Annotated in this window: 19 protein-coding genes; 17 read left to right on the top strand and 2 right to left on the bottom strand. The window is 63.8% G+C overall.

Annotated features, from left to right (window positions below; all coding sequences use genetic code 11):
* The first annotated feature begins 67 nt into the window (after positions 1 to 67).
* From IFT60_RS21260 to IFT60_RS21225, 8 genes are all read left to right on the top strand, one after another.
* Complete coding sequence (locus IFT60_RS21260) at positions 68 to 934, top strand: STAS domain-containing protein (protein ID WP_192055416.1); 867 nt, start codon at positions 68 to 70, stop codon at positions 932 to 934.
* An 18-nt stretch (positions 935 to 952) separates the two neighbouring features.
* Positions 953 to 1,312, top strand: coding sequence for an STAS domain-containing protein (locus tag IFT60_RS21255; RefSeq protein WP_192055414.1), 360 nt, complete (start codon positions 953 to 955; stop codon positions 1,310 to 1,312).
* On the top strand, positions 1,309 to 1,776 hold the full coding sequence (locus IFT60_RS21250) for an anti-sigma regulatory factor (RefSeq protein ID WP_229511058.1): 468 nt from the start codon (positions 1,309 to 1,311) through the stop codon (positions 1,774 to 1,776). The genes IFT60_RS21255 and IFT60_RS21250 overlap by 4 nt, the downstream gene beginning before the upstream one ends.
* Positions 1,764 to 2,792 (top strand): ATP-binding SpoIIE family protein phosphatase, encoded by a 1,029-nt coding sequence (locus tag IFT60_RS21245; RefSeq protein WP_192055412.1) that lies wholly within the window; start codon positions 1,764 to 1,766, stop codon positions 2,790 to 2,792. Before IFT60_RS21250 ends, IFT60_RS21245 begins: the two co-directional genes overlap by 13 nt.
* The gene (locus IFT60_RS21240) at positions 2,789 to 4,135 is read left to right on the top strand and encodes an ATP-binding protein (RefSeq protein WP_192055410.1); all 1,347 of its coding nucleotides are present in this window, start codon (positions 2,789 to 2,791) and stop codon (positions 4,133 to 4,135) included. The genes IFT60_RS21245 and IFT60_RS21240 overlap by 4 nt, the downstream gene beginning before the upstream one ends.
* Positions 4,132 to 6,021 carry a hybrid sensor histidine kinase/response regulator gene (locus IFT60_RS21235; protein ID WP_192055408.1) on the top strand — a complete coding sequence of 630 codons (1,890 nt, stop codon included), beginning with the start codon at positions 4,132 to 4,134 and terminating at the stop codon, positions 6,019 to 6,021. Before IFT60_RS21240 ends, IFT60_RS21235 begins: the two co-directional genes overlap by 4 nt.
* 416 nt (positions 6,022 to 6,437) lie before the next feature.
* Positions 6,438 to 6,872, top strand: a complete 435-nt coding sequence (locus IFT60_RS27110; protein WP_229511057.1) for a BCCT family transporter — start codon at positions 6,438 to 6,440, stop codon at positions 6,870 to 6,872.
* The gene (locus IFT60_RS21225) at positions 6,827 to 6,982 is read left to right on the top strand and encodes a hypothetical protein (RefSeq protein WP_192055406.1); all 156 of its coding nucleotides are present in this window, start codon (positions 6,827 to 6,829) and stop codon (positions 6,980 to 6,982) included. Before IFT60_RS27110 ends, IFT60_RS21225 begins: the two co-directional genes overlap by 46 nt.
* A 276-nt stretch (positions 6,983 to 7,258) precedes the next feature.
* Here IFT60_RS21225 and IFT60_RS21220 read toward each other — a convergent pair whose 3' ends face one another.
* Both IFT60_RS21220 and IFT60_RS21215 read right to left on the bottom strand, forming a co-directional pair.
* Complete coding sequence (locus IFT60_RS21220) at positions 7,259 to 8,686, bottom strand: M16 family metallopeptidase (RefSeq protein WP_192055404.1); 1,428 nt, start codon at positions 8,684 to 8,686, stop codon at positions 7,259 to 7,261.
* 11 nt (positions 8,687 to 8,697) lie between these two features.
* Complete coding sequence (locus tag IFT60_RS21215; RefSeq protein WP_229511056.1) at positions 8,698 to 10,089, bottom strand: M16 family metallopeptidase; 1,392 nt, start codon at positions 10,087 to 10,089, stop codon at positions 8,698 to 8,700.
* Between the two features lie 320 nt (positions 10,090 to 10,409).
* On the opposite strand from IFT60_RS21215, the gene IFT60_RS21210 reads away from it, so the two are divergent.
* The 9 genes from IFT60_RS21210 (at position 10,410) to IFT60_RS21170 (ending at position 19,815) form a co-directional block, all read left to right on the top strand.
* Positions 10,410 to 11,177 carry a GIN domain-containing protein gene (locus IFT60_RS21210; protein WP_192055399.1) on the top strand — a complete coding sequence of 256 codons (768 nt, stop codon included), beginning with the start codon at positions 10,410 to 10,412 and terminating at the stop codon, positions 11,175 to 11,177.
* Between the two features lie 69 nt (positions 11,178 to 11,246).
* Entirely contained in the window at positions 11,247 to 11,867 is a 621-nt protein-coding gene (locus tag IFT60_RS21205) for a tetratricopeptide repeat protein (protein ID WP_192055397.1), read from the top strand.
* The gene (locus tag IFT60_RS21200) at positions 11,864 to 12,322 is read left to right on the top strand and encodes a GNAT family N-acetyltransferase (protein WP_192055395.1); all 459 of its coding nucleotides are present in this window, start codon (positions 11,864 to 11,866) and stop codon (positions 12,320 to 12,322) included. The genes IFT60_RS21205 and IFT60_RS21200 overlap by 4 nt, the downstream gene beginning before the upstream one ends.
* Before the next feature lie 11 nt (positions 12,323 to 12,333).
* Positions 12,334 to 13,101: a hypothetical protein gene (locus IFT60_RS21195; protein ID WP_192055393.1), complete on the top strand. Its 768-nt coding sequence runs from the start codon at positions 12,334 to 12,336 to the stop codon at positions 13,099 to 13,101.
* Between the two features lie 726 nt (positions 13,102 to 13,827).
* Complete coding sequence (locus IFT60_RS21190) at positions 13,828 to 14,613, top strand: hypothetical protein (RefSeq protein WP_192055391.1); 786 nt, start codon at positions 13,828 to 13,830, stop codon at positions 14,611 to 14,613.
* 119 nt (positions 14,614 to 14,732) lie between these two features.
* The gene (locus IFT60_RS21185) at positions 14,733 to 14,975 is read left to right on the top strand and encodes a hypothetical protein (protein WP_192055389.1); all 243 of its coding nucleotides are present in this window, start codon (positions 14,733 to 14,735) and stop codon (positions 14,973 to 14,975) included.
* A gap of 212 nt (positions 14,976 to 15,187) precedes the next feature.
* Positions 15,188 to 15,583 (top strand): GFA family protein, encoded by a 396-nt coding sequence (locus IFT60_RS21180; protein WP_192055386.1) that lies wholly within the window; start codon positions 15,188 to 15,190, stop codon positions 15,581 to 15,583.
* Positions 15,584 to 15,801: 218 nt separating this feature from the next.
* Positions 15,802 to 16,191 carry a hypothetical protein gene (locus IFT60_RS21175; RefSeq protein ID WP_192055384.1) on the top strand — a complete coding sequence of 130 codons (390 nt, stop codon included), beginning with the start codon at positions 15,802 to 15,804 and terminating at the stop codon, positions 16,189 to 16,191.
* 771 nt (positions 16,192 to 16,962) lie between these two features.
* Complete coding sequence (locus IFT60_RS21170) at positions 16,963 to 19,815, top strand: M16 family metallopeptidase (RefSeq protein WP_192055382.1); 2,853 nt, start codon at positions 16,963 to 16,965, stop codon at positions 19,813 to 19,815.
* Positions 19,816 to 19,822 lie beyond the last annotated feature (7 nt).

Raw genomic sequence — 19,822 nt, 5'->3', positions numbered from 1 at the left:
TTGTGGAGCAGCTCGTCCCCAGATTCGAGCGCAGCCACGACACTGACCCCAAAACCAGGATCCATCGATGACGACGAAAGACAACGCCTCCCGTATCAGCCAGCTCATCCAGGAACACGAAGCCGAGATCGGCTCGCAATGGATTGCGCAACTTGAAGCCCTGCTGGTGCGCGGCACCGCCAGCTCGAAAGAACAGCTGCGCAACCATTGCCAGCAATTCCTGGCGGCCTTTGCCGTCGCCACACGCGCCGGCGAACTGGAGAACATCGAGCACCGCTCGTGGGACGAAGTGCGCGACCTGCTGAGCGAAATTTCGTCCAGCCGCGCCAAGACAGGTTCGACCCCGGCCGAGACCGCCAGCTTCGTGTTTTCGCTCAAGCAGCCGCTGTTCGCCCAGCTGACCGCCGGCTTTGCCGACGATGCCGCGGCGCTGGCCGGCGCCTCGTGGTCGGTCAGCTCGCTGCTCGACAAGCTCGGCCTGTACACGATCGAAGTGTTCCAGAAGGCGAAGGACCAGATCATCGTGCGCCAGCAGCAGGAATTGCTCGAGCTGTCGACCCCGGTCGTCAAGCTCTGGAACGGCATCCTGGCGCTGCCGCTGATCGGCACCCTCGATTCGGCGCGCACGCAGGTGGTGATGGAAAACATCCTGCAAAAGATCGTCGACACCGGCGCCGAGATCGCGATCATCGACATCACCGGCGTGCCGATGGTCGACACCCTGGTCGCCCAGCACCTGATGAAGACGATCGCCGCCGCGCGCCTGATGGGCGCCGACTGCATCATCAGCGGCATCCGCCCGCAGATCGCCCAGACCATCGTCCACCTGGGCGTGAACCTGGAAGACGTCGTCACCAAGGCCACCCTGGCCGACGCCTTCCTGGTCGCCCTCGAACGCACCGGCGCCTCGGTCACCATCGGTAAGAAGAACTAACGAGAAAACGGAAACACGATGGAACGCATTCCTATCCTGCGGATGGGTGACCTGCTGCTGGTTACCATCCAGGTCGACATGCACGACCGCCTGGCGATGACCTTGCAGGACGACCTGACCGAGCGCATCGTGCGCGACAGCGCCAAGGGCGTGCTGATCGACATCTCGGCGCTCGACCTGGTCGACTCCTTCATCGGGCGTATGATCAGCAACACCGCGGCGATGGCGCGCGTGCTCGACGCCCAGACGGTGGTGGTCGGCATGCAGCCGGCCGTCGCCATCACGCTGGTCGAGCTGGGCCTGACGCTGCACGGCGTGAAGACGGCACTGAACGTCGAGAAGGGCATGGTCCTGCTCGGAAAGAACCTGAACAGATGAGCACTGGGGCTGAAACTGCAGTCGAATTCGACACTGACCTGGTCGACCGTCTCGAGCGGTTGCGCACCGAGCGCGTCAAGCTGCCGCTGCGTACCGACGAAGACGTCGTCTACCTGCGCAAGCACGTGCGCGAGCGGGCGGTCGGCATCGGCCTGTCGCTGGTCGACCAGACCAAGCTGATCACCGCCGCCAGCGAACTGGCGCGCAACACGATCAAGTACGGCGGCGGCGGCATGGTCTTCCTCGACAAGCTGGCCGATGGCTTGCGCCAGGGTGTCGGCATCGTCTTCATCGATGCCGGCCCCGGCATTGCCGACCTGGACATGGCGCTGCGCGACGGCTACACGACCGGCGGCGGCCTGGGCCTGGGCCTGGGCGGCTCCAAGCGCCTGGTCGACGAATTCGAGATCGATACCCGTTTCGGGGAAGGGACCGCGATCGCGGTCGTCAAATGGAAACGCTGATCAGTTCCCTCTCGACGCAGCATGTCCATCCGATCGTGCATGCCAGCGACATCGCGGCCGCGCGCCGCGCCGGGCAGAAGCTGGCGCTCGAACTGGGCTTCAGCGACACCCGCGCCGGCCAGCTGGCGCTGATCGTCACCGAGGCCGGCACCAACCTGCTCAAGCACGCGGGCGAGGGCGTGCTGTACCTGAACGTGGCGCAGGCCGAAGGCGTGCCGGGGGTCGACGTGCTGGCCGTGGACAAGGGCCCTGGCATCGCCGACGTCGAGGCCTGCCTGCGCGACGGCATGTCCACCGCCGGCACGGCCGGCACCGGGCTCGGTGCGCTGCGCCGCCTGTCGCACGAATTCGACGTCTGGACGGTGCCCGGGGACGGTGCCGTGTTCTTCATGCGCCTGTGGCGCGACGAGGCCGCCCCCAGCCTGTGCCGGGTCGAAGTCGGCGCCCTGACGGTGCCGCTGGCTGGCGAAGACGCTTGCGGCGACGGCTGGGGCGTGGCTTGCGACGCCGGCGGCGCCAGCCTGGTCGCGGTCGACGGCCTCGGCCACGGTCCGGAGGCCGCCGTCGCCGCCCAGGCGGCGATCCGCGAACTGATTCACTGGCCGCAATCGGAACCGGGTGCGCTGGTCGACGCCGCGCACGCCGCCTTGCGCAGCACGCGCGGCGCCGCGCTGGCGGCGGCGCGCATCGATTTCGGCAACGATACCGTCCGTTTTGCCGGCATCGGCAACATCGGCGCTTACGTGCTCGACGGCGACAGCCGGCGCGCGCTGATATCGCACAACGGCATCGTCGGCCACAACATGCGCAAGGTGCAGGAGTTTTCGGCGCCGTGCCCGCCGCACGCGACCTGCATCCTGCACTCGGACGGCATCCAGACCCAGTGGGACCTGGACAAGTATCCGGGCCTGCTGGCGAGGAGTCCCGCGCTGGTGGCGGCCGTGCTGATGCGCGACTTCATCCGCCGCCGCGACGACGCCATGGTGCTGGTGGTACGGCGCAGGGGGCCGGGATGAGCCAGCGCATCCTCACTGTCGCCCTCGAGAGCGACAAGGACGTGGTGCTGGTGCGCCAGCGCGCGCGCCAGGTCTCCAGACTGCTCGGCTTCGCCAAGCAGGACCAGGTGCGCATCGCCACCGCCGTATCGGAAGTGGCGCGCGCGGCCTGCCATGGCGGCTGCAGCGCGCGCGCCACCTTCGTACTGGTCGACACGCCCGCGCGCCAGCAGCTGGAAGTCACCGTCAGCGCCGGCGCGGTTTCCGCGAAAGGCAGCGAAGGCGCGGCGATGGCCGACCAGGCGCTGGTCACCGCGCACCGCCTGATGGATGACTGCGAGCTGGTGGGCGGGGCTGGCTTCACGGTACGGACGCGCAAGGCGTTGCCGCTGCAAGTTCCCGTCAGTGCGAGCCAGCTGGGGCAGATCGCCACCGAACTGGCGGCCACGCCCGACGTCAACTCCTACGAGGAAGTGCAGCAGCAGAACCGCGAACTGGTCGAGACCCTGGCCGAGCTGCGCGAGCGCCAGGAAGACCTGCTCTCGCTCACGCGCGAACTCGAAGACACCAACCGCGGCATCGTCGCGCTGTATGCCGAGATCGAAGACAAGGCCGAGCGCCTGCGCCGCGCCGACGAAATGAAATCGCGCTTCCTGTCGAATACCAGCCACGAACTGCGCACGCCGCTGTCGTCGATCCGGGCGCTCTCCAAACTCCTGCTCGACCGCATGGACGGCGAACTCACGCCCGAGCAGGAGCGGCAAGTGTTCTTGATTTCGCGCACCGCCACCGAGATGTCGGAATTGGTGAACGACCTGCTCGACCTGGCCAAGATCGAGGCCGGCCGCGTGGAAGCGCAGCCGGCGCCGGTGGTGGTCGAGAACCTGTTCCGCGCCCTGAAGGGCATGATGCGGCCGCTGGTCGATACCGACAGCGTCGAACTGGTGTTCGACAACGACGGCATCGACGCGCCGTTCGAGTCGGACGAGACCATGCTGTCCCAGATCCTGCGCAACTTCATCTCGAACGCATTGAAGTTCACCGAGCAGGGCTCGGTGCGCGTCAGCGTTGAACCTGGCGACACTGCCGACACGCTGCGCTTTGCCGTTACCGATACCGGCATCGGCATCGATGCCGAACACCTGCACCTGATCTTCGAAGAATTCACGCAGGTCGAAAACCCGCTGCAGCGGCGCAGCAAGGGCACCGGCCTCGGCTTGCCGCTGTGCCGCCGCCTGGCCGAGTTGCTGGGCGGGCGCGTCGACGTCACCAGCCGCCCCGGCGTGGGCTCGACCTTCACGCTGACGCTGCCGCGTCACTTCCCCTATTCGCCGCCTGCCAGCACCCGAGATCCCGAACCATGACCGTCACTCCACCACTCATTCTGAACGTCGACGATAACGACGGCGCGCGCTACGCCAAGACCCGGATCCTGCAAAGCGCGGGCTTCCGGGTGCTGGAAGCGGCGAACGGCACCGATGCGCTGGCGATGGTCCGCGAGGACGATCCGGCGCTGGTGCTGCTGGACGTGAAGCTCCCCGACATCAACGGCATCGAGGTATGCCGGCGCATCAAGGCCGACCCCGATACCAACGGCGTGCTGGTGCTGCAGACCTCGGCCGCGCTGACCGGCCGCGCCGACAAGATCCGCGGCCTGGAAGGCGGCGCCGACAATTACCTGGCCGCGCCGATCGAGGCCGACGAGCTGATCGCCAACGTCAACGCGCTGCTGCGCATGCGCCAGACCCAGGACGAGCTGCGCGAAAGCGAAGAGCGCTTCCGCCAGCTGACCGACAACATCGAAGACGTGTTCTGGATGTTCTCGGCGCCCGACGGTGCGCTCGGCTACGTCAGTCCGGCGTATGCCACGATCTGGGGCCGCAGCGTCGATTCGCTCAAGCGCCAGCACGCCAGCTGGCTCGACGCCGTGCACCCCGACGACCGTCCGCGCCTGGCCGGGCGCTGGGCCGCGCTGGCGACCCAGCCGCATTACGACGAAGAGTTCCGCGTGGTGCTGCCGGACGGCGCGATGCGTTGGGTGCGCGACCGCCTGTTCGCGGTGCGTAACGCGCGCGGCGAGGTGTATCGGGTGGCGCGCGTCACCAGCGACGTCTCGGCGCGGCGCGAAATGGAAGCGCTGCTGCGCGCGGCCGACGCGAATAAAAACCAGTTCCTGGCCACGCTGGCGCACGAGTTGCGCAATCCCCTCAGCCCGATCCGCAATGCCGCCACGCTGCTCGGCGTGGGCGGCGAGAACGCCGGCGGGCGCCATGCGCATGCGCGCGAAGTCATCCTGCGCCAGGTCGACCACCTGGCGCACCTGGTCGACGACCTGCTCGACGTGGCGCGCATCTCGGAAGGCAAGATCGTGCTGCGCCGCGAAGAGGTCAACCTGGGCGCCGTCATCGAACAGGCGCTGGAAACCGCCGGCCCGCTGATCGGCGCGCGCGGCCACACGCTCGCCGTGCACCAGCCCGAATGCCAGGTCTGGGTCGCGGGCGACCCGGTGCGCCTGGCCCAGTCGATGGGCAACCTGCTGCACAACGCGGCCAAGTTCACGCCGAAAGGCGGCGAGATCACCTTGAGCGTGACCCTGCATGGCGACAATGTGCACATCGCCGTGCACGACAACGGCATCGGCATCGCCGAGGACAACCTGCCGCGCATCTTCGGCATGTTCGCCCAGGCGGCGGTGCCGCCGGACCGCGCGCCGGAAGGGCTCGGGATCGGCCTGTCGCTGGTATCGCGCCTGCTCGAGATGCACGGCGGCCAGCTGCATGCGGAAAGTCCGGGCATCGGCCTGGGCAGCACCTTCACGGTGGAGCTGCCGATCCTGCGCACCAGCGGCGCCGAGTGCGCCATCGGCGCGGCAAGCGAGGAAGCCGGTGCCGCCGGCGGCCTGCGCGTGCTGCTGGTGGACGACAACGTCGACGCCATGGAGATGATGGGCTTCCTGCTGGCCGAGATGGGCCACGAAACCTGGACCACGTCGGATGCCGGCGAGATCGAAGCCATGGCGCTGCAGCACCGGCCGCAGGTGATCGTGCTCGACATCGGCCTGCCCGGCGCCGACGGCTACCAGCTGGCGCGCATGATCAAGGCCAACCCGGAGCTGGCGCACATCCGCCTGGTCGCGCACACCGGCTACGGCTCGCCCGAAGACCGCCGCCGCGCCCAGGAGGCCGGGTTCGATGCGCACCTGGTCAAGCCGGCCGAGCTGGATGACCTGGAAAAGGCGCTGCGCGGGTAGGGTGGACCGGGCGGCGAACCGCTTCGTACACGCGTAACGGTGGATCAGCCTGCGGCCATCGCTGGGGCAGGTAGCTACTCAGGCGTCACGCGTAGACGAAGTCCACCCTACGAATACCAGATGATCGTAGGGTGGAGTCCTGACTCCACGCGTTTTCGTGTCCACGCACACCCGACCGGCCCCGCGTACGGTTGCGTGTGTACCGTAGGGTGGACCGGGCGGCGAACCGCTCCGTCCACGCGTTTACGTGCCCATGCATACCCGAAGGCCAGCACGCTTGCCTGTGTTGACTGACAGTCAAGCCCCAAGCCGCTACCATGCGGTTTTGCTTCCCGGTCGTCCGCCACATGCAACTCATCCTCACCGCAGGCTTCATTTTCCTCATCGTCATCTAGGGCATCGTCTCGCCCGCCACGATGGCCGCCACCCTCGACGCGGCGCTGGCCGGCATCACGCGCAACTTCGGCTGGCTCTACCTGTGGCTGGTGCTGGGGCTGGTGCTGTTCGCCGCCTTTGTCGCCTTCAGCCGCTTCGGCAACATGAAGCTCGGTGGCGACGACGAACCCGAATTTTCCACCGCCAGCTGGTTCGATGCTGTTCGCATGGGCGCGCTGCAGATCAACAGCGGTTTGAACGCCGTGTTCGGCATTCCGACGACGGCGCTGGCGCAGGTCATCATCATCGTCGTCACCACGGCTCTGTTCGTCACGTCGGCGGTCAGCGGCGTCGATAGCGGCATCCGCATCCTGTCCAACTTCAACATGCTGCTGGCCGTGGCGTTGGGTCGGCACCTGGACCGTGTTCGGTGCAGACGGCGACCAACGTCTTCGCGCTGCCGTTCACGCTGGTGATCGTCTTGATGGCGTGGGTGCTGTGGCGCGCGATGAGCGCCGACCGGCGCGAGGAAGTAAAACGCGAGCGCGAGTTGCGCCGCAAGCTGCGCGAGCTGGTGGCGAAGTAGGGCGCACGGTTATGCATGCGCCGTACCGCGTGGAGTCGGGACTCCACCCTACGAATCGCGCTAACCGTAGGGTGGGCTCTGCCCACGGCCGTTTTTCGTGCCGATGCACACCCGGCATGCGTTGCGACTGTGCGGATGGTGTACCGCGTGGGCACGAGTGCCTACCCTACGTTACGCGACGGCCAACAAAAATTTCCCGTACACGGTGGCCGGTCGATAAAAAATGCCCGCACGCGGCGGGCATCGATTTGGACAATCGACCGGACAATAACGTCCTTATTTGTCGCTCACCGTAAACTCGCCGAACGCCTTGAGCTGCTCGCCCACCGCCTTCGGATCACCCACCACGACGATCGACTGCGCCTCGGGTGCGAAATACTTTTTCGACACGTTGCGCACCTGCTGCGGCGTCACCTTCTGGATCAGCGGCACGTACTGGCCGAGGAATTCCGGCGGCAGGCCGATCAGCCAGTTGCGCGCCAGCGTCGAGGCGACCGAGGCTTGCAGCTGGTTGCTGATCAGGTAGCCGCCGGCGACGTAGCGCTTGTTCATCGTCATTTCGTCGGCCGGCACCAGCTCGCTGCCGATGCGCTTGTACTCGTTCAGGTATTCGGTCAAGGCCGCACCCGTGACTTCGTTGCGCACGTCGGCGCCGCCGATGATGGCGCCGCCGGCGCGGTTCATGCGCGCGCCGGCCGAGGCGCCGTAGGTATAGCCCTTGGCCTCGCGCAGGTTGATGTTGACGCGGCTCGAAAAGCCGCCGCCGAGGATGGTGCTGGCCAGGCGCAGCGGCACCTGCTCGTCGGCGCTGGCGGCGATGCCGGGGCCGCCCACGCGGATGGTCGATTGCACGCTGCCCCCGCGTTCGAGCAGGATGCGCGCCGGTTTCGCCGCGCGGGCCGGCGCCGCCGGCTCGGCCAGGGCCTGGCCCTGCGCCTTCCAGTCGCCGAACGCCGCCTGCGCCAGCTTCATCGCTTCGGCTTCCTTGATGCTGCCGGTGATGACCAGCAGCGCGCGGTCCGGACGGAAGCGCTGTGCGTGCGCGCCGCGCAGCATGTCCTGCGTGACCGACGTGATCGCCGCGGCGGTCGGCTGGGTGTGGCCGTACGGGTGCTCGCCATACACGGCCTGGTTGACCGCGCGCTCGGCGCGGAAGGCCGGCGTGGCCTCGGCCGCGCGCAGCGCCTGCAGCGCATTGGCCTTGGTCAGCTCGACCTCTTTGACCGGAAAGCTCGGCGTGCGCGTCACCTCGGCCAGCAGCGCCATCATCGGGCCGGCTTGCGAGGCGACGGCATTGGCCTGGACGACGATGCCGTCGGACGCCGGGCCGGCGGCCACCGAGCCGCCCATGCCCTGGGCCGCTTCGGCGATGGCGCGCGAGTCGCGCTTGGCGCTGCCTTCGTTGATCATCCCGGCCAGGATGTTGGCGAAGCCCGGATGGTCCTTGTCGTCGGCGGCAAAGCCGGCGCCGCGCACGGCCAGCACGTAGTCCACGCGCGGCAGGCCCTGGCGCGGCACGACCCAGACCGTCATGCCGTTGGACAGGGTCTTCTTGACGATCTTCGGCGTCGGGATCGGCTTGTCGGCGCCGTAGGGCGGCATGGCACGGTCCGGCGCCCCGGCGGCTTGAACAGCGGGCGCCTCGGCAAAGGCAGCGGGAGCGAACATCATCGAGATCGCCAGTGTCAGCATCAGTTTTTTCATGGATGCGTTCCTCATTTCTGTGCGCCGGCGGCCGGCGTGGTTGGGGCACCGGCGTCCGCCACCTTGGCGACGGGCTTGCGGTCGATGACGGTGCGGTTGTTCTTCACCAGGTAAGTGGATGCGGCGCGCTGGATGTCGGCGGACGTCACGCCTTCGATCCAACCGGGGATCTTGTTGACGACGTTGGCGTCGCCCCACAGGGTCTGCAGGCGCGCCAGGGTGTCGGCGCGGCTGATGAAGCTTTCCAGCCCGTTGTTCCAGTCGGCCAGCATGCGCGTCTTCACGCGTTTGAGGGTGGCCGCGTCGACGCCGTCCTTGACGATCTTCGCGATTTCTTCATCCATGGCGCTCAGGATGGCGTCGGCATTCGTCGTCGGCTTGTACATCGTGTAGACGGTGAACAGGGTGGGGCCGTCGAATTCCCACGGGCTGGTGAGGCCGAACAGGACGTCGGTGTTGAGCGCCAGCTCGCGGCCCTTGACCAGGCCCTGGTACAGCACCGAGGCGTCGCCGCCGGCCAGCAGTTCGCCCAGCACGGCCATCGGCGCCTGGTCGCGGCTGCCGCGGTCCGGCATCTTCCAGGCCGCGGCCAGCGCCGGTACCTGGGCCAGCGGGTCGCTCTGCTCGACGCGCTTTTCGGCCTTGTTCAGGCCTTCGGTAAAGTCGCCGCCTTTCGGCACCGGGCGCGCGGCGATGCCGCCGAAGTATTTCTGGGCCAGCGCAAAGCCCTGGGCCGGGGTCACGTCGCCGGCGATCGCCAGCACCGCGTTGTTCGGGCCGTAGTAGTCGCGATGGAAGGCGCGCACGTCGTCCAGGCTGGCGCCCTCGAGGTCTTCGAAGCTGCCGTAGCCGTCGTGGTTGTTCTCCCATTTCTGGAAAGCGTGCTGGCCGATGTCGATCCACATGAAGCCGCCGTAGGGCTGGTTCTTCACGTTCACGCGGATCTCTTCCTTGACCACGTCCTGCTGGTTCTTCAGCGTTTCCTTGTTGAAGTCGAGCGTCTTCATGCGGTCCGCTTCCAGCCACAGGATCGGTTCCAACGAAGAGACCGGCGCGGTCTCGATGTAGTTGGTGAAGTCGGCGCGCGTCGACCCGTTGTTGCGGCCGCCGCCGCCGGTGATCGTCTTGTCGAACACGCCTTTCTTGGCGTTGGGCGTCCCCTGGAACATCAGGTGTTCGAACAGGTGGGCGAAGCCGGTCCGGTTCTTCGGCTCCAGGCGCATGCCGACGTGGTACACGACGGAGACGCCGACGGTGGGCGAACTGTGGTCTTCGGTGACGATGACGGTCAGGCCGTTGTCGAGTTTCTTGGTGTGGACCGGCAGGTCCCACTTGTCGCTGGACGCCGCGAGGGCGGAAACGGACAAGCCGAGCCCGGCGAGCAGGACGGGAAGGTGGCGCATGCGCATTGATGACCTCGATAGAAGGGCTGAGTCGAAATGAAATGCTCCGGGCGCAGCGCACCCGAAGCATTTCATCTTAGCGCAAGGGAATGTTGGAACGGAAATCCTTTTGCGTATGCATGTTGACCGGACAGGGGCGGCGAGCCCGTCGATTTGTCGTCTGGTGCCGCAAATCTGCAGTCTGTCGCAATCCGGGCCGGGCGGCGCGGGCACATCGTTATAGTGACTTCATTGTCAAACTGTATAAGAATTGCCGGGTAAGCGCAGGTAAAGCCTGGCAGCGGCTCAAACAAGAACACGCATCGAACACGGAGAAGCACATGAACACATTGTTGAAGTCCGGCCTGGCGGTCATCGGATTGCTGGCGCTGATGCGCGTGGCAACGGCCGCGCCTGAAACCGCCACGGAAACGCGTCCGCTCGACGCGCGCGTGGTGCGCATCAAGATCGACGGCGTGGTCGACCTGCGCGTGCGCCAGGGCAGCCCGGCCTCGCTGGTCCTGTCCGGCGATTCGCGCTGGGTCGCACGCATGACGACCCTGCAAAGCGGCGATACGGTCGTCATCGGTACCGAGACGCACGACATGCGCATGGGCCGCGGCAGTGGCGTGCGCGCCGACATGGTGCTGCCGACCCTGCGCGAAGTGAGTTCCGAAAGCCTCGGCACCACCGAGATCACGGGTTTCAAGGGCGACGAACTCGAGCTGTCGCTGGACGGCGCCGGCTCGATGAACGTGAACGCGGATTTCCGCGTCATCAGCGCCAGCCTCGGCGGCGTGGGCAGCATGCGCCTGGCCGGCATGAACAGCGAGCGCATCAATCTCGACCTGCACGGCGCCGGCTACGTGACGCTGTTCGGACGCAGCAAGATCCTGACGGCGGAGCTGGGCGGCCTGGGCGGACTCGACGCGCAGCAGTTCGCGGCCGACGCCGTCACGCTCGAACTGTCGGGCCTGGGCAATGCGACGATCACGGCGCACCAGAGCGCGAACCTGAACCTGTCGGGCATGGGATCGGTCACAGTCTACGGCAAGCCGCTCAATCGCCGGGTGAGCGTCGACGGACTGGGCAAGGTCAGCTGGAAGTAAAACAAGATCGGGCAAAGAATTTAGTGACGATAACGATGTAGGCGAGAGACCGATCCACGCACTGAGACAATGAAAAAATTTACCGTAGCGATCCTGCTGGCGCTGGGCCTGAGTTGCGGCCTGCACGGCACGGCACTGGCAGGTTTCCCCGAGGGGGCAAGCGCGTACAACGCGCGCAATTACGCGCTGGCGATGAAAGAGATCGCCCCGCTGGCGCGCGCCGGCAATCCCGATGCCCAGCACTTGCTGGGCTTGATGTATTACATGGGCCGCGGCACAGCGCGCGACTACAAGCAAGCCTTCCAGTGGCACCTGAAGGCGGCCCAGCAGGGCAAGGCCGACGCCCAGTACGTGGTCGGCGCCATGTACTACACCGGCAACGCCGTGCCGCAGGACCAGAAGCATGCCGTCACCTGGTTCCGCAAGGCGGCCGAGCAGGGCCACGGCGAAGCCCAGCACGCGCTCGGCCTGATGTACCGCTACCACGTGGCCGGCGTGCCGGGCGACCCGGTGATCGCCTACATGCTGTGGAACCTGGCCGCCGCCGGCGGCAACAACAACGCCGTCAGCCAGCGCGCGTCGATCGCCAAGACCATGACGCAGGAGCAGATCGAGGAGGCGCAGGCGCTGTCGCGCACGTGGAAGGTGGGGACGCCCTTGCCGGCGCAATCGCGCACGGGTGGCGGATGACGCCGTCGATGACCACGCGGCCCGCCGCTGCCGGCGACAAGGCGCGCATCCGGCAGCTCTACGAAGCGGCGCTCAGGCACCATATCGAGATCATCTGGGGATGGGATGACGCCTGGCAGCAGGCTTATTTCGACAAGGCCTTCCTCGACTTGTCGACGCGGGTGATCGAGGTCGATGGCCGCTTCGCCGGCTATCTGCAGGTCGACCACGGCAACGACGAGGACTACCTGAGCATGCTGGTGCTCGATGCCGGATTCCGCTCGGAAGGTGTCGGTGCACGCCTGCTGGCGGCGATCCAGGCCGAGAGCGGGCACGCGGGTCGCGGCATCTACTTGCGCGTTTTCCGGACCAATGCGGCGGCGCGGCGGTTCTACGAGCGGGAAGGGTGGATGCTTGTCGGGGATGAAGGGGACTTCCTGGTCATGCGGCCAGGAGTCTGCGTATCGGTCGCCTGAAAGGACACCATATGCGACGAACGATTCTCGGTTTCAGCCTGGCCGGCACGCTCCTGTTCGGTGCCGCCTTCGCCTTCTCCTGGCTGCATCCGATCTGGATCGAGCGCATGGCCAGCACGGCCGTGCGCGTCGAAGTCGAGCGTAAAACCGGAGAACGTGTCGACGCATTGACCGGCTCACCCATCGTCGGGCTTGCGCAGCGGGCCCTGAGGCGTACCGATGCCGACATCGAACGCACGCGTGCGGCGATCCGCAGGGACGTACCGGCGCACGTGGCGCGGGTGGCAGCCGCCATGCTCGATCCCGACTGCGTCTGCCGCACCCGGCTGGCTTCGGCTATCGAGGCCGGCAGGCATCAACATCTACTGTCGCTGTCGCAGCTGCGTGCGCGGCTGGCGTCCCTGATCGAATCGGCCTATGCGGACGTGAGACTGAAGCTGCTGCGCGAATTCCGCATCTTCACGGGGGCGAATGCCGCTGCATTGGCGATGCTCGGCGCCGTCACGCTGGTGCGCCGCAAGGCGGGGCTGCAGCTGGTGCTGCCGGCCGCGGCACTGGCCGGAGGCGTCGTGGTCACGGCCGGGCTGTACTTGTTCGCGCAGGACTGGCTGCACACGATCCTCTTCAATGACTATGTCGGACTGGCCTATGCCGGCTGGCTCGGCGTCGTGATCCTGCTGCTCGCCGATATCCTGGGCAACCGGGCCCGGGTTTGTACCCGCATGGTCAATGGGGTTTTGCAGATGGCAGGGGCGGGGGTGGCAGCGGTGGCATGCTGATGACGCGTTTGAATCCGGACATCGGTTGATTGCCCGCTTCAGGGGCGACTACGATCTTCCTGCTGAAATAGCGTCACCCCGGGATTGCACTGACAGAAATACGCTGGGTACACTGGCTGCTGACGAGCGACCGCAGCGAACCATGGGCGTTGTGTGGCCAACGAGTATGTACTTCCCCGCCTACGCTGAGCCGGTCTACTGGGGAAGGATCAAGGCAAAAGTCACATCGCAAGCTGTTATCGCCGTTAAAGATAAAGTTCTGCCGTCGCTCTTTAACGCAACGTTGAACGTCAGCTTTGGTATGAAGCGGCCTTGATAAGGGAAGAGCGATCAGTTCTACTGCTGAAAGAGCGTTGGTTGATGACTACATACAAAAGCTTGATCGCGGTGTTCGGATCCGCTGTTGCTTTAGGCCTTGTCGTCGGGGGATTCTTTTTGTACCTCGCTTGGCAACACAATCCGCAGTGTGCATTTTATTGCGATGGCATCATTCACTGGAGCACGTGGCTCTCATATGGGGCGATTGGTTGGCTTTTGGGAACTGTCTGCGCAATTCCGCTTGTTGCCATGGCTGTACTTGCTGTAACGCTGTTCAATGCGCGATATAAGCGAGTATTGCACGCATTGACTATCGAAATACGCCCTGAATCCAGCCCGTGTGAAGACTCAGAACGAAGTGCTGAGCGCTGATTCGTATGACCCGCGGCAGATTTTGGAATATCAAAAATGAAAATGTACCGTCTGCTGATGAGATCCTGGCCATTGGTCGCTGGAATAGGTGTCCTGGTCATGGCTGCTCGAGCCATGCCTCGGGCTGAGATGGCGGGCATTGAAGCCTGTGGACTTGGGCTGCCGCCGGATGCTCCCGGTTTTGCACAACAAAAAGAACAACGCGCCCTGGAGGAAAAAAAGAACGGGTTCTTGCGCGTGTGTGAATCAAACCTCCAGCGTTATTCGATCACCTTCCTGCCGCTGGTGCTGGCGACCAGGGGATTGGACTTCGAACCGGTTGACCTGCGCGGTACTCCTTTCGCCAGGCTTGAAAGCCTCGGCGGGCGTTCGGAGACGGTCAGCGGCACTGTATCGCGCCTGTACCGTGGATTTCGTACTCCGGAAGGCCAGGCGTTAACGGTCTTCGAACACGATATGTCGGCGGACGGTTCGAGCATGTGGCGTGATCCAAAGGACGAACCGGAGCGCGTTAATGGCTTGCCGGCTCGATTGGTCGTCATGCAAACCGGTTCCGGACGTGCGGTCTCGGTATTGTCGTGGCGCCAAGGAAGGCGTTACTATGAGATTTGGCTCGGGGCGAACGCTGCACGTGATCCAATGCGGGCTCGCCTGTTCGACCTTGCCAGCGCGCTTCCTGCTTCAGTCGCCAGCTGTCCCAACGAACCGCCGCCAAAGCGGGTAACTATCGGGCCGGACGGTTTTCCTGTGGATGAACCAATGCCTGCTACGTTGACAACCGCGCAAATGGAAGCATCAAGTGGAAAACGTTCATGTAAATGAACCGGCTACCATCGTGGCCAGCCAGGTGTACTTCGCCGCTTGCACTGAGCTGGCCGAGATCGGCCACGAGCGGACCCTGGAGGCCTAACGGAAAATGTTTAATCGAGAGGGAGGACTCTGTGTCACAACTGCACTATGAGCGTATAGGGAAATTTATTTACAGTGCATACCGTTACGGTGCCGATAAGACCGAGATCGTACTTTGGATGGCAGATGATCTGGGTGTTGCATGCCCCAATGCCGACGACGACTTGGCCGCTGGATCGCTTTATACCGCGTTTGCAGCCAAATATAGTACCGATGATGAATTCCAAGAAAATTGCGGTCGGTTCTTTGAAAAATTGAAGAGCCGCAGTACGTGATCCTCTTATGGACTGCACTCGGATAACACGGCGCTAGCGTCTGCTTCAGGACGACTGCACTCGTCCATTGCCAATGCTTTGTTTATAGTTAGCGCGAGCATGCCGCGATGGAATGCAAGCAGCCGCGGTCACTTTCAAGTGCGTTGCCAGTGCATGAAGGTGCATGGCGGTATATCCTCAGCTGTGCAGCGTTCAGTTATCTCGGAGCCGTCATGCCAACACGCCTAGCCTCTTGCAGTTGCGGCCAACTCACCGCCCGGGTGACTGGCGATCCGGTGCGCATCCCGATCTGCCACTGCCTTGCGTGCCAGCGTCGTACCGGCGGCCCGTTCGCCGAGCAGGCCCGTTTTCTGCAGACGGACGTGACGGTGGCGGGGCAGTCGACCAGTTATATTCGCACTGGCGACGGGGGCACAAGCGCGCGTTTTCACTTTTGCCCCATCTGCGGTGTGACCGTTTATTACACGCCCACAGAAGCCGCAACTTGGATCGCCATTCCCGTTGGCGCATTCGCCGATCCGGCATTCCCGGCGCCCACGGTGTCGGTCTATGAAGGGCGCATGCACAGCTGGGTCGTGCCGCCCGCCGGGGCCGAACATTTCCCGTAAATCACAGAACCGGGAGAAAAAAGGATGGGAATCGAACCAGTTAAATGACAGCCTGTCGCGCATGCTCTCATCAAGATCAGTCTCGTTGTTATCGCAGTAATGAAGGAAAGAAAGGCAAGGTGGTGTACAAGTACACAGCAATCCAGACTGGCGGGTGCGACAGGGGGCCTTCAGACTCTTATTGCGAGTCGTAGCAAGCCGTCAAACTAAGTGAGTCAATGAAAAAGAAAACCCTGATAATCGCGGCGTTAGCACTCGTCATCGCGTATTGGGGAGCAAGAGCACTCGTTACCATGTATCTGGTAGGGAGGGCAGAAGCCGCGGGAGTAGAGTTCACGCTTGACAATGTGGGATCCGAATCGCTTCACGGGGTCAGTGTTGACGTTACCGGCAGATCATATCAACTTGGGGACATGCCACCGGGAAGCAGTAGAACGGTCAAGCTTCATGCCACCGGAGATTCGCATATTGAGCTGCGGTTTTTAAATGGCCGCCGCTTGATCATCGATTGCTACTTTCAGCCTACCTATAAGGGAACGATCAAAGCAAAAGTCACGTCGCAAGCTGTTATGGCTGTTGAAGATAAGGTAAAGTTGTCGCCATATTAATGGTAAGTTGAACGTCAGCTGCGGATATGACGCGGACAGTCGGGAGGTTGGCCAATTCCCAAGCGTGTCGTCCTCATGCCTGGTACATAAAGGTTCTGATATAGGATACCCGGACGAATATAAAGGACTTGGCCTCAGTGCCCGATGGCTTACCGAAGAACGCGCCAAAAACGCTTATGCGCATGCCTTACAGTTCAGCAGTAACAATCGGTATGGGCTGCACGAGCAAACGACCAACAACATTGAACAGCACATCATCGAGAGCAAGAGCGTTGCTGATGCATGGCTGAGGGCTCGTTTGCGTGCAGAAGGAACGCTCCAAGTTGTCTATGGTCCAGACCGCGTCTGTGTAATCGATGCTGCCTCTTTTCTCGACCAATGGCATAACGTCTTCGTTCCATCAAGGATGATGCAGTAATCTTGCACAACAGCGACAAAACAGTCTTTTTTTATTGTCACGAAGAAGAACTTGAAGCGGGAACTCGCAGGTTTTAACTTCTGCGGGTCAGGAATGTCCGCGTTTTCCCTAGGCTGTGTAGAACGCTCGGTCGTGACAATCACTGCGAGCGATTCTTTAAAAATCGAAGAGCCGCAATACTTGAGCATCCTTCCAGACTGCACTTTGTATCACGGCTCCAGCGCCTGCTTCAGGTCGAGACTAAGCAGACGCAATCGTTGTAGCAATCAGGAAATTGCAATAGTATCCAGAACCTTGGGGCATGTGCGCCGCCCGTGCGCCGCCCGTTCGTTCCATTCTGAGGATGTGATTGCATGAAGATTGTTCGCCCGACCCTGTTGCTGGCCGCGTGTGTTGCCTCGACCCTGACGTCGACCCTCCCTTTAACGGCGCATGCTGCCGCCGCAGCCAAGACCGCCGCGCCGAAAGCCGCCCTGACGGTGGACTACCAGAAATTCACGCTGCCCAACGGCCTGGAGGTCATCTTCCACATCGACCGTTCCGACCCGGTCGTCGCCGTCAACCTGACCGCGCACGTGGGTTCGGCGCGCGAAAAGGCGGGGCGTACGGGCTTTGCCCACCTGTTCGAACACTTGCTGTTCCTGGAATCGGAAAACCTCGGCAAGGGCGGGCTCGACAAGATGACGGCGCGCATCGGCGGCTCGGGCGCCAATGGCTCGACCTCGCAAGACCGCACGAATTACCTGCAAACCGTCCCCAAGGATGCGCTCGAAAAAATGATCTGGGCCGAAGCGGATAAACTCGGCTGGTTCATCAATACCGTGACCGAGCCGGTGCTGGCCAAGGAAAAGCAGGTTGTCAAGAATGAAAAGCGACAGGGCGTCGACAATGCGCCCTACGGCCACACCCGCTACGTCATCAACAAGGCGTTGTACCCGGAGAACCACCCGTACAACTGGCAGGTGATCGGCTCGCTCGACGACTTGCAGAATGCGACGCTGGACGACGTCAAGGAATTCTTCCGCCTGTGGTACGTGCCGAACAATGTGACCCTGGTGCTGGCGGGTGACTTCGATCCGGTGCAGGCGCGCAAATGGGTCGAAAAGTATTTTTCCGAGATCAAGCGCGGCGATGCGATTCCCGCCCTGGTCAAGCGCCCCGGCGTGCTGAAGCAGACCGTCAAGCTGGCGCATGAAGACAATTTCGCCAAGCTGCCCGAACTGACGATGGCCTGGCCGACCGTCGAAGACCTGCATCCGGATTCGTATGCGCTGGAAGTGCTGGCCGAATACCTGTCCGAGACCAAGCGCGCGCCGTTCTACAAGGTGCTGGTGGAAGACACCAAGCTCGCACCCGCGGTCCAGATCGGCAACCAGACCGCCGAACTGGCGGGCCAGTTCATGCTGCGCATCCGCGCCTTCGAGGGTAAACCGCTCGACGAGGTGGCCGGCGCCGTCAACCAGGCCTTTGCCAAATTCGAGGAGGAGGGCATCTCCGAGAAGGACCTGAACCGCATCAAGGCCGGCCTCGAGACCCGTTTCTACAACTCCGTGTCGAGCGTGCTCGGCAAATCGGCGCTGCTGGCGGAATACAATTACCTGAGCGGCAATCCGGGCTATGTGGCCGAAGGCGTGAAAAAGACGCTGGCCGTCACCACGGCCGACGTGCGGCGCGTGTACGACACCTACATCAAGGGTAAACCGTTTGTCGCGACCAGTTTCGTCCCGAGGGGCAAGCTGGCGCTGGCATTGACCGATTCCGCCAAGGCCGAAGTCGTCGAAGAAAAAGTAGTGCAGGGCGCCGAGAACGCGGTCGATCCGACCGCGAATGCGGAGTACACGAAGACGCCATCGACGTTTGATCGCAGCAAGGAGCCGCCATACGGCGAGGCGCTGGCTGTCAAGGTGCCGCAGGTGTGGAACACCATGCTAGCCAACGGCATGCGCGTGGTCGGCATCGAAAACCGGGAAGTGCCGCTGGTGCAGTTCGACATCGCCATCGACGGCGGGCTGCTGCTGGACAAGCCGGAAAAGGTCGGCGTCGCCAACCTGATGGCGCGCATGCTGACCCAGGGGACTGCCAGGAAAACGCCGCAGGAACTGGAAGAAGCGATCCTGCAACTGGGCGCGACGATCAACGTGACGGCGCGCACCGAGGACGTGCGCATCAGCGTGACGACGCTGGCGCGCAACTACCGGGCAACGCTGGACCTGGTGCAGGAAATCCTGCTGCAGCCGCGCTGGGACGAGAAGGAATTCGCCCTCATCAAGCAAAGCGTACTGAGCCAGATCCGCCAGCAAGAAGCCGATCCGAACGCGCTGGCCGCGATCAACTTCAGCAAGCTGGTCTACGCCAAGGACGATCTCCGTTCGCGCAACATCCTCGGCACGGCCGAGACGGTGAACGCCATCACCATCGACGACCTGAAGCGCTATTACAGTGCCAACCTGTCGCCTTCGAACGCGCGCATGCACGTGGTCGGCGCCTTGCCGAAGGCGGCGATTGCAGGTTCGCTCGCTGGCCTGAACCGCGCCTGGAAGGCCAAACCGGTAGCTTTGCCGGCAGCCACGAGCGCAGCCGGGCAGGCGCCCGGCAAGGTGTACTTCGTCGACGTGCCGGACGCGAAACAGTCGGTGCTGCAGGTCGGCTACCGGGCGCTGGCCGCCACCGATCCGGACTATTACCCGGCCACCGTGATGAACTACATCCTGGGCGGCGGCGGGTTTGCCTCGCGCCTGACCCAGCAACTGCGCGAGGGCAAAGGCTATACCTACGGCATCACGTCGAATTTCTCGGGCAGCAAAAGCGCCGGCCCCTTCATCATCGCCAGCGGCGTGCGCAGCAACGTCACGCTCGAATCGACCCAGCTGGTGAAGCAGATCCTGCAGGACTATCCGGCGACCTATTCGGCGGCCGACCTGGAAACGACTCGCAACTTCCTCGTGAAAAGCAATGCGCGCGCCTTCGAGACCTCGGCCGCCAAGCTGGCCATGCTCGACAACATCAGCAAGTACGGCTGGCGCGCCGATTACGTCAAGGAGCGCGAAGGGATCGTCAAGGCAATGACGCTGCCGCGCATCCAGGCGCTGTCGGAGAAATACCTGGATCCGTCGCAGATGGTGTGGCTGGTGGTGGGCGACGCCAAGACGCAGCTGCCGCGCATGAAGGAGCTCGGGTTCGATGAGCCGGTGGTGATCGGGAAGTAAGGGCGCA

It is taken from the genome of Massilia sp. CFBP 13721 (genome assembly GCF_014842025.1).
Lineage (GTDB): Bacteria > Pseudomonadota > Gammaproteobacteria > Burkholderiales > Burkholderiaceae_D > Telluria.
The sequence above is the reverse complement of the archived record's forward strand: the minus strand, read 5'-3'. Positions and strand labels throughout refer to the sequence as shown.